General features: G+C 72.3%; 11 protein-coding genes. 4 read left to right on the top strand and 7 right to left on the bottom strand.

Annotation, left to right across the window (positions count from 1 at the left end; all coding sequences use genetic code 11):
• Window positions 1-8: 8 nt before the first annotated feature.
• Window positions 9-239, bottom strand: a complete 231-nt coding sequence (locus BCD48_RS43460) for a hypothetical protein (RefSeq protein WP_071054469.1) — start codon at window positions 237-239, stop codon at window positions 9-11.
• 1005 nt (window positions 240-1244) lie between these two features.
• Entirely contained in the window at window positions 1245-1661 is a 417-nt protein-coding gene (locus tag BCD48_RS43450; protein ID WP_071054465.1) for a DUF2795 domain-containing protein, read from the bottom strand.
• A gap of 641 nt (window positions 1662-2302) precedes the next feature.
• Here BCD48_RS43450 and BCD48_RS43445 point away from each other — a divergent pair.
• The gene (locus BCD48_RS43445) at window positions 2303-2800 is read left to right on the top strand and encodes a MarR family winged helix-turn-helix transcriptional regulator (RefSeq protein ID WP_071054463.1); all 498 of its coding nucleotides are present in this window, start codon (window positions 2303-2305) and stop codon (window positions 2798-2800) included.
• A 136-nt stretch (window positions 2801-2936) separates the two neighbouring features.
• Here BCD48_RS43445 and BCD48_RS43440 read toward each other — a convergent pair whose 3' ends face one another.
• The 4 genes from BCD48_RS43440 to BCD48_RS43425 all read right to left on the bottom strand — a co-directional run bounded on the left by BCD48_RS43440 (window position 2937) and on the right by BCD48_RS43425 (window position 8010).
• On the bottom strand, window positions 2937-3491 hold the full coding sequence (locus BCD48_RS43440) for a DoxX family protein (protein ID WP_071054461.1): 555 nt from the start codon (window positions 3489-3491) through the stop codon (window positions 2937-2939).
• Window positions 3492-4059: 568 nt separating this feature from the next.
• Window positions 4060-4719, bottom strand: a complete 660-nt coding sequence (locus tag BCD48_RS43435; protein WP_071054459.1) for a phosphoribosyltransferase — start codon at window positions 4717-4719, stop codon at window positions 4060-4062.
• A 375-nt stretch (window positions 4720-5094) separates the two neighbouring features.
• Complete coding sequence (locus BCD48_RS43430; RefSeq protein WP_071054457.1) at window positions 5095-6357, bottom strand: DUF3089 domain-containing protein; 1263 nt, start codon at window positions 6355-6357, stop codon at window positions 5095-5097.
• A 408-nt stretch (window positions 6358-6765) separates the two neighbouring features.
• Window positions 6766-8010 carry an XdhC family protein gene (locus BCD48_RS43425; protein WP_071054512.1) on the bottom strand — a complete coding sequence of 415 codons (1245 nt, stop codon included), beginning with the start codon at window positions 8008-8010 and terminating at the stop codon, window positions 6766-6768.
• 450 nt (window positions 8011-8460) lie between these two features.
• Between BCD48_RS43425 and BCD48_RS43420 the strand changes: the two genes are divergently transcribed.
• On the top strand, window positions 8461-9093 hold the full coding sequence (locus BCD48_RS43420; protein ID WP_241842442.1) for a nucleotidyltransferase family protein: 633 nt from the start codon (window positions 8461-8463) through the stop codon (window positions 9091-9093).
• A gap of 127 nt (window positions 9094-9220) precedes the next feature.
• Here the strand turns inward: BCD48_RS43420 and BCD48_RS43415 are convergent, their stop codons facing one another.
• The gene (locus BCD48_RS43415; RefSeq protein WP_071054452.1) at window positions 9221-9469 is read right to left on the bottom strand and encodes a DUF6158 family protein; all 249 of its coding nucleotides are present in this window, start codon (window positions 9467-9469) and stop codon (window positions 9221-9223) included.
• Between the two features lie 1081 nt (window positions 9470-10550).
• On the opposite strand from BCD48_RS43415, the gene BCD48_RS43410 reads away from it, so the two are divergent.
• On the top strand, window positions 10551-12911 hold the full coding sequence (locus BCD48_RS43410; RefSeq protein WP_071054450.1) for an Hsp70 family protein: 2361 nt from the start codon (window positions 10551-10553) through the stop codon (window positions 12909-12911).
• 389 nt (window positions 12912-13300) lie between these two features.
• Window positions 13301-16708, top strand: a complete 3408-nt coding sequence (locus tag BCD48_RS43405) for a pyruvate carboxylase (protein ID WP_071054448.1) — start codon at window positions 13301-13303, stop codon at window positions 16706-16708.
• Window positions 16709-16781: the final 73 nt, after the last annotated feature.

Genomic DNA, 16781 nt, shown 5'->3' with positions numbered 1-16781 from the left:
ACGCGGGTTCAACGCTTGGGTTCGTCGGGGTTGTCCCGGCGGCGGCGCGCACGTGTGCGTGTGCCGACATCGACCTGGCGCTCGCGCTGCCCGGCCGCGGCGGCGGCCCTGTCGGCATAAAGACGCTGCCTGATCAGCTTGAGGGTCTGCTCCCGCTCCGCCTGATCCAGCCCCGCCGCGAGAGTCTGAAACAAACCACCAGAACCCGGTCGTCGGCCGTATTCACTCGTCGCACCCATACCCAGTGGCCTACCCGGTCATTCGACGGCTATTCCCCCGAACCACGGCCGGTTTCATGGCCGTGGCCGCGTGCTTTGGTCGGACCCGGCCCGGGTGGCCACCCCGACGCGGCGCCCACGGTGGCTTCGGACCTGGTGGCTTCGGACCTGGTGGCTTCGGACCTGGTGGCTTCGGACCCTGCGGCCCCGGACCGCGAGGCGCCGGACCGCGAGGCGCCAGGTCGGGAGGCGTCCGCTCGGACCGCTCCTGGGCCCATGGCCGCCGGCGGAGATGTCGGCGAGGGCAGCCGTCGGCGCGCCGCCGCGCCCCGGCCACGTCGGGCTTCGAGGTATCGGCGAGCACCGTCCCAGGGCCGGCGGCCGCCGGCACCGGACCTGGCCGATGACGTGGGCCCCCGGCGCCGCATGCCGGCTCGAACCCGGGGCCACAGGTCGGCGACGTCCCAGCCGGCGGGGAAGGCCCAGTCCTCGCCGTACCGTCCGAGGACCATCCTGGCCGCCACGCACAGCGCCCAAGCGCCGAGGATCGCGCCCACCGCGAGCATGTCCAACGCCCCGACCAGCCCGGACAGCACCAGGATGACCGTTCCGAGCGCCAGGCACATGACCACCAGTCCGCCGACGTCTCTGCGTCTGGCCTTGGCGCGGCCCCGCACACCCGCGTGTCGCTTCATGGCACCGCTCATGCCCAGCGGCGCGCCCGCTATGTCGACACCGGGACCTTCGGCCCTTGTTGCCACTCGCCAGGGCTGGACCAGACCTCGTTCCCACCGATTGGCCAAGAGCGGCTCATGGGCCAGGGAACGGTTCGACACGCCCTCCGGCGCCTCCGTCCGATGCTCCGGCAACAGATGCTCCGGCAACAAGGCGGCCGACCGCGCGGCTGCCCGCGGGGCCGCCGGAAGCCCCCGGGACCCCAGGAACCGCGGACAGGTCGGTGCGGAGGGATCGGATGCGCTGGGCGAAGACGGGATCGGTGGTCGACGACCGTCTGAGGGGGCGGGTTCAGTAACGCCTGGCCTCGACGTGTGCTCCGCCGTGCAGCGCCCGCCAGAGTTCGCCAAGCGACCCGAACAGCGCATCCGCTGGTGCGGCTCGAGTCTCCTCGACGATGTGGTCTGGGGCGTTCTGGCCGCGCAGGTGGTCCAGCACCTCGTCGCGGCGTGCGGGGAAGACCGCCCGGCCGAGCAGGCGGGCCAGCTCCGAGCGCTCCTCCACGTCGGTCAGGGACATGCCGGGCGGTGCGCTCCCCCGGCCGATCCCGTCCTGGCGATCAAAGGCCTCCGACACGTCGTCCGTGGGCGGCTCGGGTGACTTCCACTCGACCGCGTAAGGATCCCGGCGTGCCCGGACATATCCGCGCACCTCTCCGGCCATCGCCTCGTCGAGTTGCGGGCCGTGCTTGGCGCTGCCTCGGTCCATCGGCTGCTCCCGTCACCTGCGGCTGGTGCCGACTGCCTGGGCCCGGCCGGCGGCCAGGCTACGGATCGGACCTACCCGGACGGGTATCGGCAAAGCATGGAAGAGTCACCGAGGACGCTACCGGGCGGTCGATCCGACGCGCTCACCGAAGTTCCCACCGACGTTCACGTGGTCAGGACGGTCAGGCATCGCCGGCCTTGTCCGCACGCCGCAAGGGCGGCACTCGGTGTCAAATTGAGAGCATCCAGTCCGCCTGGGGCCCTGAAAGTGGAATGTTCGTACATTTTCGGCCGACATGCCACCTTCTCCAGGGTCGAGGCCCCCTTCTCCGGCGATTCCCCCACAGCACGACCTGATGCGGACGATTATGATCTCAACCCATCATGACCGCACGCCGCCGACCGCCGCCTCCGGCTCCGACCCGCTTCCCGTAAGCGCACCTGTCCAGCCACCTCACGGACCCCGAACCGGTACCAACCACCCGTCATATGCATCGACCCAAGACCGCGCTGTCGGGCGCGAAGCGCCCGACGACGGGCCGCTCCCCGCGTCCCGTCCCAGGTGCCCGAAGTGAACGGACGCAGACCCTGAACACGCAGATGCTTCCCGACCATTCGGCAGGGAATGGTGGACGGACCACCGTGTCGGTACCGTCCGGAACCGCCGACGACGGCGCGGCGGACCTGTCGGCCAACCCAGGGCACCTCGCCCGCCGCCTTCAGCAGGTGATCCACCAGCTGTGGACGGCCTCGGTCTCCACCGAGATCACCCCACCGCAGTTCGTCGTGCTCAACAGCCTGCGGGCGTCGCCCGACATCGACCAGCGCACCCTCGGCGAGCGCGCCTGCCTGGACCGCTCCACGGTCGCCGACGTGGTGGCCAGGCTCGTCCAGCGCGGACTGATCCGCCGGGTGCGCGACCCGCACGACGGCCGGCGCAACGTGCTTCGGCTGACGGTACGAGGAGAGAACACCCACTCCGAGGTGGCCGAGCGCGCCGAGGCGATGAACGAGCAGTTGCTGGCGCCACTGGCCAGCGAGGAGCGCATTGCCCTCGTATCCCTGCTGGGCCGCGTCGTCGAGGCGTTCCCGATGAGCCGAACCGGCTCCCAGCAGGCGGAGCCCGCCGACGAGACGTAGAAGGGAGCCACGCCCACCGGACCGGTGGGCATGGCTCCCTTCACGCTCTCCCCGACTAGGCCCGTCGCGCGCTCCCTGGCCGCCGTGGGCCGTGCCGCGCGTGTACCCGCGCGTGCGCGGTACCCCCGCGCACGCGCTACGCGTCCTGCTTGGCCTGTGCATCCTGGGTGGGCGTGGTGGCCGGCTTCGGCGGGTCCGGGCGCCAGAAGGTGACCAGCAGGCCGGCCGAGCCGACCACACCCAACACCAGGGCGATCAGGCCGCCGAGCCAGCCGTCGAGGTTGTCGTCGATCGTGATCGCGTGGTCGAGCGAGGCGTACCCGGGCCCGAAGGTGGCGATGGCCAGGCAGACGACCGCGATCATCAGGACGTACTCGTAGCCCTGGCCCGGCTTGAAGATGAAGAAACCGTTCTTGCGGTGCGCCGTCATCCCGGCAACGACCATGATGCCGATGATCGCACCGGCGCTGAACGGCGTGAGGAAACCGACGGCCAGGCCCACGCCGGCGGCCAGCTCGATCAGGCCGCTCGCCCAGGCGTGCATGATGCCCGGCTTGAGCCCCATGCTCGCGAACCAGCCCGCGGTGCCCTGGATGCCTCCCGGCCCGAAAATGTGGTTGTAGCCGTGTGCCACGATCGTCAGCCCGACGACGACCCGTAGCACGAGGTCCGCGGTGTCCGCTGCGGTCACGGGGATCTCTCCTTCCCTATGTGGTCAGCTGCCTCGCCAGGTCCGCCGCTGCCAGCCGTTCGCCGACGAGCGAGCCATCGCTGGGAGGAGCGAACACGACAACACGAGCCCATCTGCCGGGAATCTATAGTTTGTGGGCGCTCACTCGCTCGCGGTTGGAGCTGGGTTCATCTGGGCGCGACATGCCCGCTTCACCCCTTCCCGCCGATTGGCTAGTCGGGAGCTTGGCACGTCGCGCGGTCGGCGCGCCTACCAACCGGCAGTCATCACCGGCCTCAGAACCGATCCACCGACCAGGCAGGTATGCCAGATATCCCTTTCGCCCGACCCGTCCGCGGGGTCTCCCGGGGTCCCTGCCGGACCCGGGGTCCCTGCCCGATTGGCGACAGGGTCCCTGCCGGATCGGCGGAGCCGATCTGGGAGGTCAGCGATCGGGGAGGTCTGGGAGCCCGGGGTCCCCGCCTGGGAGGTCTGCTGGGAGGTCTGCGATCTGGGAAGTCTGCGATCTGGGAAGTCGGGATCGGCTGCCTGGTGGACAGGGACGCACGTGGCGGCAGGCGCCAGGCCGTTATCTAGCCGATCGGTGCGGAAGGAGGACTCCGAGCAGGTCGCGGACCTCCTCGTCGGACGTGGCCGCGAAGTCGTCGTAGAACTGGCCGACGGCCATGAAATCGGGCGGGTACAACGGGCAGACGAGCTCGTCCACCTCGGCGAGCACCGCGTCGGCGCCCTCGGGCGACGCGACGGGAACGGCCGCCACGAGCCGGGCCGCCCCAGCCGCCCGCGCGGCGCGCGCCGCGGCGACCATCGTCGCGCCCGTGGCCAGGCCGTCGTCGACCAGCACCACCGTCCGGCCGGCGAGCGCCGGCGCCGGGCGGCCGTCCCGGTAGGTGTGCTCGCGGCGCGCGAGCTCCGCCATCTCCCGGGCGACGAGCGTCTCAAGCTCGGCGTCGGTCAGGCCCAGCCGGCCTACGACCGCCTCGTTGACCACCCTGATCCCGCCGGTCGCGATCGCGCCGAGGGCGAACTCTGGCTGCCCCGGCGCACCCAGCTTGCGCACCCCGAACGCTTCCAGCGGCGCGGACAGTCGACGCGCGACCTCCGCGGCCACCGGAACACCGCCGCGCGGCAGGCCGAGCACGATCACGGGCTCTCCCTCGGGCACCGCGGGAACCACCCGGCCCGCCAGGGCACGTCCCGCCGCCCGACGATCCGCATAGCCGGTCATGCCCCACTCCCTGCCCGATCGATCTGCCCGATCTGTTCTTGTTCCGGAGATTGACGCCGGTGGGGAGCCGGGGATGGCAGATCGCGGACGCCGGCGGACCTGCCGGCCGGAGGACCCCGGGCCTCTCCGATCCGGCGAGGCGGCGAGGCGGCGGACCGGGCACGCGCACCTGGTGACCGCACAGCCCCGACTCGGTGTGAGCGCGGGACGACGCTGACATCCCGCTACCCGCCACTGAAGGCTCTTATCCCCCTCCAGGCTCTTACCCCCTCCCCGCCGATCCACCTGCGGGGCTCCGGTCTCCATCCGGAGGATCGGCGGCGGCAGCACCCGCGCCCGGCGCGGGCACCGGGCGCGGGTCGGGCGTTCGCACCCCTATCCGTGGCCGCCGGCCAGCGCCTGGTGCGCGCCCAGGTAGGCGGTGGTCTGACGGCCGGCGAGCTCGACCAGATCTCCGAGCGTCAGGGAGAACTCGGCGAAGTGCAGCCCCCAGGACGGTGGTGATTCGATGACCGGCAGCGACCGGAGGTCACCGCCCGGCACCGGCCTGGGCGTCACCGCGAGCCAGGCCCGGCCGCCCGCCTGCCGGCACTCGGCGGTGAGGAACTCCGGATAGGTGACGAAGCCGGTGTCGGCGGCCGGCAGGTTCTCGGGCGACAGCCCGGGCAGGAGGGCGCCGACGAGCCGGGCGGTGGGCAGGTAGGGCTCGAGCTCCGCCTCCCCGCCCCCGAGCGCGGCCGGGTTGGTGCACAGCGTCCGCAGGTCGGAGGGGTCGTCCGTGAGGTCGGCCGTGGCCGCGACGCCGCGCGACGGCGCGGACGGCAGGCCGAACTGGGCGTCGGCCGGTGCGTCGCCCTGGTAGGCGGAGTACGCGACGACGCAGCCGAACTCGTCGTGCCGCTGGCAGGCGGGGATCTTCGTCAGATCGCCGCCGGTGAGCGCGCCGGCGCGAACCCGCACGTCCGCGCCGACCAGCAGCGCCGACACGAGCAACGCCCGCTGGCCGGCGTCGGGCTCGATCTCCTCGCGCAGGAGGCGCAGCAGCATCTCGGCGCCCTGGTCATCGCCGACGAGCACGACCGGCCGGCCCTGGTTGTCGTTGAGCAGGTAGTCGTTCCAGGCCGACTGGACGTCGGCGAAGGCGACGGCGCGGGAGAGGTCGTCCGGCCCGTCCGGCTGCAGCCGGGACACCACCGTGTACTGCTGGTAGGCCGGCGCGAACACGCGGCAGACCGACGCGAACCGGGCCGCCTGAGCCCGGACCATCGCGATCTCGGCATCGGTCGCCTTCAGCGGCGCATTGCCGAGCCCCACCCCTGAGACGGTCGGGTAGACGTAGAAGCAGTCGGCGGGCGGATTCGCTGCCGGCTGGAACGGCAACGCGAACGTCGGTCCGGACGGGCCGACGATGGTGACGTCCAGGCCGCCGGCACAGTCGTCGTCGACCGTCCCCGGCCGGCACACCCAGACGGTCGGATGGTTGACGGCGAGGGCGCTGGTGTCGACCGCGGGGTTCGTCGGCGAGCCTGGCGCGGTGGCCGGATCCGATGCCGGGGTCTGACCGCACGCGGAACCTAGCAGCAGAGCGAGCAGCAGCGTGGTCAGGACGGTGGGCGGACGGGCCGGGCATCGGCGCATCGAGACCTCTGAATCGTCGACGAAGGTCGATCGTGCCGGTCCCCGCGGCGGGCGACAAAGGAAATTGGCGGCCCTTGGCCGTCCGTCGGCCACCGCGTTACCGGACAGATCACCGCGTTGCGGGACAGTATGCACCGGTTGTTCCATCGCTTTCGACCGGATGCCCGCGGATGCCCTCGCGAGAGCCGGCGGGCTTCCCGTAACACGACGCGGCGGGCGTTGCGCCGGGCGCGGGCATCCCCGCGCGGCGCCGCCGGTAGTCCACGGAAAAACGGCATCGGCGATCCCAGGAATGGACGATCGCGGGAGTGGGGCCTCGACTACACGCGCGCCTGGGGCGTCACCGCGGCGACCGGGCCGACCCACCAGCTGAGGGCTCTCCCCTGCCCGCCCAGGTGAACGGGCCTGTCATCCCGCCACGTCGGCGGAGACGCCGTGAATGCGGCCGTCCGTGCGGCGCAGCGGCGTACCGGTGCCACCCCACATCGTCTGGATGATCTCGGCGGCGATCGAGACCGCGGTCTCCTCTGGGGTTCGCCCGCCGATGTCCAGGCCGATCGGGGAGCGCAGGCGGGCGAGCTCTTCGTCGGTGAGCCCGTCCGTGCGCAGGCGGTCCAGCCGGTCCTCGTGCGTTCTGCGGGAGCCCATCGCGCCGACGTAGCCCGCCGGGGAACGCAGCGCCGCGCGCAGCAGCGGAACGTCGAACTTCGAGTCGTGCGTCAGCACGCAGACCACCGTCCGCTCATCCACACAGACCCGGGCGAAATACCGCGCGGGCCATTCGCACACCACCTCGTGCGCGTCGGGGAAGCGCCGGGGGGTCGCGAAAACCGGGCGCGCGTCGCAGACCGTCACCCGGTACCCGAGGAAACGGCCCATCGAGACCACCGCGGCGGCGTAGTCGATCGCGCCGAACACGAGCATCCGCGGCGGCGGCGCGAACGACTGCACGAACACCGTGACCGCGTCCGCCGGAAGGCCCGCAGCCTCCGCCGCGATGCCGACGGCGGCGGTCCGCGGCTCCCGCTTCTCGCCGGTCGGGCCAAGGCCGGAGGGAGTGGTGGCGGCGGCGTCCACCGGGGAGCGCTGACCCGAGGGACCGTAGTGGCGCAGGCCGGTGCGGCCGGCGGCGAGCATGCCGCGGGCGTCGTCGATGACGGCGTGGTCGAGCCCGGGCGCACCGAGGCTGCCCGCCACCCGGTCCGCCCACACGGCTATCTGCCGGCCGACCGGCACTGGGCCGGCCGGCCAGCCGGCCGATGGGGCGGCCGAGCCCGCGAGGACGGTGACAAGGGCGACCGGGAGGTCCGCCGCGATCGCGTCCAATACCTCGAAGAGCGGCTCGCTGGCCGGTGAGACCAGCACGTCGATGACACCGCCGCAGGTCAGGCCGACGGAGAACGCATCGTCGTCGGAGATGCCATAGGTCTCGAGCACGGCCGTGCCGGTGGCGAGCACCTCGGTCGCCACCTCATAGACGGCGCCTTCGACGCACCCGCCGGACACGCTGCCGAGCGCCTCGCCGACGGCGTCGACGGCCATCACCGCGCCCGGCTGGCGTGGCGCGCTGCCGCGTACCCCGACCACCGTCGCGACCGCGAACGGCGTCCCGGCGTCACGCCACCCGCGCAGGTGCTCCGTCAACTCCCGCATCCTGGCGTCACCCTCCGCCATCGCATCGTCAGCCTGGGTGTCTCAAGGGTTGCGCGCCCACCCGGTGCGCGCATCCGTCTCCACACCGAAGCCGCCAAATTTGGGCTATCGCCCAACAGTAGCGAGGCATCCCGGCATGAGCGGAGATATCCGCGTTTCGGGGCGGCCGTCGGCATGGAACGCCTGCCGCGCGTCCGGACAAAGGCCACGCTAGCGGCGGCCAGGATCCCACTCCCTCGACGGCCGGCCTGGCACGCCGATCGGCGCCCGGACGCAGGGCCAGGCGTTCCTCTGCCCAGCCCGCGATCAGAGGCACTCGAGCCGGGGCGGGGGAGGACGACGATCACCTGGCCGGAACGTGCGCCAACCGGGGCCGCGAGGATGGTGCCGAGGTAAGAACCACGTGTGCGGGTAGCGGGGCTTTTGTTGGCGGCGGGAGCCGGCCGACGCATGGGGACGCCCAAGGGGTTGCTGACGGTGGACGGCGAGCCGCTGGTGGCGCGAGGCGTCCGCCTGCTCGCCGCCGGCGGCTGCTCGCCGCTGACGGTGACGGTCGGGGCGGCGGCCGAGGAGGTCGCCGCCGCCCTGGACGGCGCGGGCGCCACCGACGGCGGCCCGCCGGCCGCCTCGTCCCCGGAGGAGGCGGTGCCGACGCGGGTCGTCCGGGTGGCCGACTGGCCCGAGGGCATGGGTGCATCGCTGCGCGCGGGCCTCGCCGCGCTCACGGCGGACGACCTGGCCGGGGTGGTCGTCGCGCTCGTCGACCAGCCACTCGTCAGCCCCGCGCTCATCCGCCGCCTCATCGACGCGGCACACACAGATCTGGATGGTCCGGACAGACAGCCACAGCTGGCGGCGGTCGTCGCCAGCTATGCGGGCCAGCCACGGACCCCGGTGCTGCTTCGTCGCGAGATCTGGCCGGACGTCGCCCGGCTGGCCCGCGGTGACGTCGGCGCCCGCGCCTGGCTACGCGCCAACCCGGACCGCGTACTCCAGGTGCCTTGCGAGGACGTCGGGAGCCCGGACGACATCGACACCCCCGCCGACCTGATCCGCCTGAAAGACGCCGGGCGCCAGGTCTAGTGCTTCTGAGGCGGGGACCTCCGGAGGTGCGAAGGAGGAGCATTTTCGCACCTCCTTCGGCAGTGCTTCTGGGACGTGGGCCTCCGGAGGTGCGAAGGAGGAGCATTTTCGCACCTCCTTTGGCCCGCTACGCGGGAAGGCCCGCCGCGCGGCGGCGGCCCGCACGGGTGCGGCGCGGGTCAGGGCTGACGGCGTCCGGGAAGCGGCGCAGGTACTCGCGCTCCAGCTCCATCATCCGCCGGGTGTGCGTCTCGAATGCGTCCTCACTACCTTCGAGGAACGTCGCATGTCGGGTTCGGTGCAGTTGACGCACTTCGCGAACCAGAGCCGCGTCGGACAGCTCGCGGCCAGGGATGCCGTCTGGGCGGTGGCTCATACCGCGGACGTACCCGCTCGCCCATCCACCAACCTTCCCGCCAGCGCCTTCACCCACCGGCGTCTGAGCCGATCAACCGTTCGGCACTGGCACTCTGGGGTCTGGGGGTCTGGGTGTCCTGGTGTCAGAGCGGTTCCGGCGTGGGGATGGGCGGGACGGGAATGTCGGGGCCCGGTACTGGCGGCGGGTACGGATCCGGCATCGGGGACGGCGGGACCGGGTCGGGATCGGGGGCCGGCGGCTGGGGGTCCGGGATCGGCGCCGGAGGAATCGGTTCGCCGGGGCCCGGCGTCGGACCGGGCGACGGCGGCGGCATCACCGAGCGGTGCGAACGCGGTGATCCCGCCCGCACCGCCCAGACCACTCGCACAGCCCGGGTCGCGAACGTCGTGCGGCTTGGGAGCGTTGTGGGGCTCATCTCGGCCTCCTTCACGGCACCTACTCAGCGTGCCCGTACCACCACCGCGCTGTCTCACACATGCCACCGAACGGAGTGAGATATGACGCCTCGGTCGGTCGCGCCCCCTTCCTCGGCAGGCTCGGCAGGCTCGGGGCCGGTAGTCGGCGGCGGCGACGGCCCGGGCTCGGGTTCCGCCGGATCGGCGAGACACGGGGATCCAGCCGGCGGGTCGACGACCACCCCGACCCCGCCGCCGGCGGAGCTCCAACGGAAACCGGCCAGGCGGATCGACGGGGAAGGCGCGTTCGGTAAACGCTGGCACAAATCGGCCACGTTGAGCGAGATGATCAACACGGGAGAGGGGCGGCTACCCGCGCGAAGGGGCCCACGAGGCACTCGGCTAGGATCGATCGGACAAGTCGACCGCTTGGCGATGATGCCGGCCGGCGACCACGGGGCCACCCGTAGCGGATGGTGGGCCGGCCTTGTGCCGGCGATGGGTGAAGGTCGGACCGGCGAAGCCGATCCGGGAGGAGCCCGAACCGCGACGGGTTGGAGGGCACACAGCGGCCCGGAGCGGATGGCGCGCTGATACCAGGCGGCAGACGCGACGGGTCACCGGTATTTGTTCGATCACCGGCGGCTCGCTCGCGAGGCCCGGCAAGACAGACGGAGGGCGCGGTGGGTGAGCCGATCCTCGCGATCGACTACGGCACCTTCCGAGCGTCCGCGGCATACGTGGTCGACGGTCAGGTCGAGCTGGTCAGGGAGTCCGCCAGCGGAGCGGTGTCCTGGCCCTCGTCGGTGTTCGCGGACGGCGAGAACCTGATCGTCGGCACGCTCGCCGAGCGTCGCAAGCGGATCTGGCCCGCGGCATACCGCGGCGAGGTCAAACGGGACCTGCGCCGTGAGGCCCCGGTGGTGCTCGACGGGCGGACCTACCCGCCGGCCAGGCTGGTCACCGCGACGATGGCCGCGCTGAAGTCCGAGGCGGAGGCCCAGCTCGGCGGGGCGCTGCCGCGCGCCGTCGTCACCATCCCCGCGGTGTACGACCCCGCCGGCCCGCTGCGCCGACTCATGATCGGCGCGGCCGAGGCCGCCGGTTTCGTCGACGTCGACCTGCTCGCCGAGCCGGTCGCGGCCGCATGGGCGCCGCTCGGCGCGGGCCGCCCGCACCCCGGCGACCTGATGCTCGTCTACGACCTCGGCGGCGGCACATTCGACGCGGCGCTGATCGCGGTCGGCTCGTCCGGCCGGCACGAGGTGATCGGCCACTCCTCGCTCTACGACTGCGGCGGACGCGACCTCGACCAGCTGCTCTTCGACGAGATCCTCGGCATCCACGGCCCGAGCCTCGAGCCGCTGCTCAACCCGACGGGCCCGGGCGAGGTGTTCCAGACCGCCGCGCGGCGCACCCGCCACGAGCTGATCGATTTTGCCCGCCAGCTCAAGCACCAGCTCACCGACGTGCCGATGGTCGAGGACGTGTTCGGCCCCGCCGGGCTGCTCGTCGGCATCGACCGTGAGCGCTTCGTCCAGCTCGCCTCGCCGACGCTGGCCCGCACGATGGCCTGCTGCCAGCACCTGCTCGACGCCGCCGACGTCCCGGCGGAGAAGTTGGGCGGGGTGCTGCTCGTCGGCGGCGGCTCGCGGATGCCGGTGGTCGCGGACATCCTGTCCGGGAAGCTGGGCGTCGCCACCGACTGGCCGCCCCAGGAGCTGTTCGTCCCGTTGGAGCCGGAACTCGCGGTCGTGCGCGGCGCGGCGGCCTGGGCCGCCTCGGTCTCCACCCGGCGCACGGTCGCGGCCAGGCCCAGCCCGGTCGTCCAGCCGGCCCGCTGGGAGATCCCCGGCGGCACCGCGACGATGGTCCGCTGGCTCGCCGAGCCCGGCGCACGGTTCGAGGCGGGCACCGTGCTCGCCCGGGTGCGCCTGACCGACGGCTCGCTGTTCGACCTGGCCGCGGAGGCCTCCGGCAGCCTGCTGCACACGCACGCCAGGCCGGGCACGTCCATCACCGAGCATGACTGGATCGCCACCACCCTGCCGACCTCGCCCATACCGCTCGGCCAGTCGCGCGGCAACGGTGGCGGTGGCGCCGACCTGCGCGGCGGCGCGACGATCGAGCGCTCGCACCGGCCGGCGCACCTCGTCGAGGTCAGCTTGCGGGCAACCCTGACCGGCCACGAGCGCGACGTGACAAGCTGCGGGTTCTCTCCCGACGGCCGGCTGCTGGCCACCACCAGCAAGGACGGCATCCAGCTCTGGGACGTGAACACCGGACGGTCGGTGGACGAGCTGGCCGTTCCCGGCCGCAAGAGCTCGATCCCGAACAGCTGCGCGTTCTCCCCGGACGGCAAGCTGATCGCCATCACCGGCAGCGACAAGACGATCCGGATCTTCGACGTCGCGACCAGGGCCGAGACGGCGGCGTTCTCCGGCCACAAGGGCCCCGTCTACGGCGTCGCGTTCTCCCCCGACGGCACCCTGCTGGCCACCACCAGCACCGACCGGACCGTCAAGCTGTGGGGTGTCTCGACCGGCAAGCAGATCGCCTCCCTCACCGGCGACCACCGCGGCTCGATCTACGGCTGCGCGTTCTCGCCCGACGGGCGGCTGCTGGTCTCGGCCGGCGCCGAGGCAATCTTCCTGTGGGACGTCGCGCTCGGCGAGAGCATCATGAAGGTGCCCGGGCACACGAACTTCGCGAACGGGTGCGCGTTCTCGCCCGACGGCCTGCTGCTGGCCACCACCAGCAACGACGGCACCCGGGTGACCGACGTCCCGACCGGCACGACGACGATGACGCTCGGCGGTTCGGCGCAGAGCTGCGCGTTCTCCCCCGACGGCCAGCTGCTCGCGACCGCGAGCACCGACGACGTCGCCCGCCTGTGGGACGTCAGCACCGGGGTCGAGGTCGCGACGCTGTCCGGTCACAGCGGCACCGTCATGAGCTGCGCGTTCGCCCCGTTCGGCCTGCTGCTCGCGACGACGAGCACAGACGCCACGGCCCGCCTCTGGGAGATCATCTACACCCGTTAGTGATCCTGGGGGCAACGGCCGCCGGGCGTGCGAAGGAAGATCATTTTCGCACGCCCTTTGGCCCTCTAGACGCCCTCGCCTGAGCGCCCTCGCCAGTGGTGGCAGGGCTGAGCGAGCCGCGTGCCGCGGGCGTGCGCGCGGCGCTTGACCGGTTGCGGGCGGATGGCCGATCGTTGACCCTCCGATGGCCAGGTCTCGACGCCCGAACCCTCTCTGTGTCCCGATGACTACGTGGTGTGTCGCTCCGCTGTGGTGAGTCACCCCACGTTGCCCTGGTCCCCCCTCCCAGAGCCCGCCAGAATGGACCGCTAACCGCAGGTTCCCCGTCCGTCTGTCCGACGCTGGTGCCCACACGGCGCCGGAGACGCTAAGCCCGGTGAGGAGCACGCGTGCACAAGGTCCTGGTCGCCAATCGCAGTGAGATCGCGGTACGGGTGTCTCGTGCGGCCCATGAGCTGGGTTTGCGGACGGTCGCGGTGTACACGCCCGAGGATGTTTCGTCGCTGCATCGGACGAAGGCCGACGAGGCGTACGAGCTGGGCGAGCCCGGGCATCCGGTGCGGGGCTACCTGGACATCGACGAGTTGCTGCGGGTCGCGAAGCACGCGGAGGCGGATGCGCTGCATCCAGGGTATGGGTTTCTGTCGGAATCCGCGGCGCTCGCGGAGGCGTGCGCGACGGCGGGGATCACGTTCGTCGGGCCGCCGCCGGCGGTGCTGCGGCTGACGGGGGACAAGGTCGCGGCGCGGAACGCGGCGATCACGGCGGGGTTGCCGGTGTTGCGGGCGTCGGTGCCGCTGCCGGATGGGACTGGTGCGCTGGCGGCGGCGGAGGAGGTTGGTTTCCCGCTGTTCGTGAAGGCGTCGGCGGGTGGTGGTGGGCGGGGTCTGCGGCGGGTGGCGCGGGCGGCGGACCTGGCGGATGCGGTGGGCTCGGCGGTGCGGGAAGCGGCGGCGGCGTTCGGTGACGGGACGGTGTTCCTGGAGCAGGCGGTGGACCGTCCGCGTCACATCGAGGTGCAGGTCCTCGGGGATGCGACCGGGGCGGTGATCCATCTGTTTGAGCGGGACTGTTCGGTGCAGCGCCGTCATCAGAAGGTCGTGGAGATCGCGCCGGCGCCGCGGCTGGATCCGGCGGTGCGCGACGGGTTGTGCGACGCGGCGGTGCGGTTCGCCCGGCATGTGGGCTATGTGAACGCGGGGACGGTGGAGTTCCTGGTCGGGGCGGATGGCCGGTACACGTTCATGGAGATGAACCCGCGGATCCAGGTCGAGCACACGGTGACCGAGGAGGTCACCGGTGTGGATCTGGTGGGTGCGCAGCTGCGGATCGCCGCGGGAGACACGTTGGCGGATCTGAACCTGCCCCAGGAGGCGGTCACGATCCGCGGCGCGGCGATCCAGTGCCGGGTGACGACGGAGGATCCGGCGCAGGACTTCCGTCCGGACACCGGTCGGATCTCCTACTACCAGTCGCCGGGCGGTCCGGGGGTGCGCCTGGATGGTGCGACCTACTCCGGCGCCGAGGTCAGCCCGTATTTCGACTCGTTGCTGGTGAAACTGACGTGTCGGGGCGGCACGGTGGAGAAGGCGTCGCGGCGGGCGCGCCGGGCGTTGCGGGAGTTCCGGATCCGCGGGGTACGGACCAACATCGAGTTCCTGTCCCGGCTGCTCGCCGACGAGGCGTTCCTGGCCGGTGGGGTGACGACGTCCTTCATCGACGAGCGGCCGTGGCTTTTGGCCGGTGACGGTGGCACCGACAAGACCAGCCGGATGCTGGCCCGTCTCGCGCACGCGACGGTCAACGGCCACAAGCGGCCGGCCGGCGCGGCGTTCACCGACCCGCGCCGGCTGCTACCCGCGCTGGAGGCGGCTGACGGGCCGGGCGAGTCCGACGGGCCGGATGGGCTGGTGGCGGGGTCGCGTCAGCTGCTCGCCGAGGTCGGCCCCGCCGGGTGGGCGTCCCGGCTGCGGGCGCGGACGACACTCGCGGTGACGGACACGACGTTGCGTGACGCCCACCAGTCGCTGCTGGCGACCCGGCTGCGCAGCTTCGACATCCTGGCCGCCGCCCCGGCGTTCGCCCGCCTCACCCCGAACCTGCTCAGTCTGGAGTGCTGGGGCGGGGCGACCTACGACGTGGCGTTGCGGTTCCTGTCCGAGGACCCGTGGGACCGGCTCGCCGCGCTGCGCGAGGCCGCGCCGAACATCTGCCTGCAGATGCTGCTACGCGGCCGTAATGCCGTCGGCTACACCCCCTACCCCGACGAGATGGTCCAGACGTTCGTCCAGGAAGCCGCGGCGACCGGGATCGACCTGTTCCGCATCTTCGACGCGCTCAACGACATCGAGCAGATGCGCCCCGCCATCGACGCCGTCGTCCAGGACACGGCGGCGATCGCCGAGGGCACCCTGTGCTACACCGGCGACCTCACCGACCCGGGCGAGCGGATCTACACCCTCGACTACTACCTGCGCCTCGCCGAGCAGCTCGTCGGTGCTGGCGTGCACGTGCTCGCGATCAAGGATATGGCCGGTCTGCTGCGCCCCCCGGCCGCGACCCGGCTGGTCACGGCGCTGCGGGAACGCTTCGACGTGCCGGTCCACCTGCACACCCACGACACCGCCGGCGGCCAGCTCGCGACCCTGCTCGCCGCGGCGAACGCCGGCGTCGACGCGGTGGATGCGGCGGCGGCGCCGATGTCGGGCGGCACCAGCCAACCGAACATGTCCGCGCTGGTCGCCGCGACCGACCACACCCCGCGGGCCACTGGCATCCCGCTCGCGGCGCTCTCGGCGCTGGAGGCCTACTGGGAGGCGGTCCGCGACCTGTACGCGCCGTTCGAGGCCGGTCTGCGGGCACCGACGGGGGCTGTGTATCGCCATGAGATCCCCGGCGGCCAGCTGACGAACCTGCGCCAACAGGCCATCTCCCTCGGCCTCGGTGACCGCTGGTCGGAGGTGACCGAGTGCTACGCGATCGCGAACGAGCTCCTCGGCAAACCCATCAAGGTCACCCCGACGAGCAAGGTCGTCGGCGACCTCGCCCTGTTCATCGCCGGCGGCAACATCGACCCGAAGACCCTGCGCACCGAACCGGAGAAGTTCGACCTGCCCGCGAGCGTGCTGGGCTACCTGGCCGGTGAGCTCGGCACCCCACCCGCCGGCTTCGCCGAGCCCTTCCGCGAGCGCGCCCTCGCCGGCCGTCGCCCCGCCCCGCCCGCGGTCGACCTCGCCCCCGATGACCAAGCCGCGCTTGCCGGCCAGGACCGCCGGGCCGCGCTGTCGCGGCTGCTGTTCCCCGGCCCGTGGCGCGACTACACCAAAGCCGTCGAACTCTACGGCGACAGCTCCGTCATCCCAACCGAGGCCTTCCTCTACGGCCTGCTACCCGGCGAGCCCGCCAGCGTCTTCCTGGAACCGGGTGTCGAGATCATCGTCGAGCTGGAGACGATCGGCGAACCGGACCGCGCCGGGATCCGCACCCTGTACCTGCGCGTCAACGGCCAGCCCCGACCGGTCCGAGTCCGCGACGAGTCGATCACCTCGGTCTCCGCCGCCGCCCGCCGCGCCGACCCGAACAACCCCGGCCACATCGGCGCCGGCCTGCCCGGCATCGTCACCTACACCGTCAAGGCCGGCGACACCATCGAAAAGGGCGACCGCCTCGCCGTCATCGAGGCCATGAAAATGGAAGCCGCCGTCACCAGCCCGGTGGCCGGCACCATCACCGAACTCACCCACACGACCGGCGACTCCGTCGAAGTCGGCGACCTCCTCGCCACCATCCAACCCTGACCCACGGGCCGCGGCCCACAGCCCGCGGGTCGCGGCCCACGGGTCGCGGCCCGTGGGCCCGGCGGCCCGAGCC

This window comes from Pseudofrankia coriaricola, from assembly GCF_001854805.1.
Taxonomy (GTDB): domain Bacteria; phylum Actinomycetota; class Actinomycetes; order Frankiales; family Frankiaceae; genus Pseudofrankia.
The sequence above is the reverse complement of the archived record's forward strand: the minus strand, read 5'-3'. Positions and strand labels throughout refer to the sequence as shown.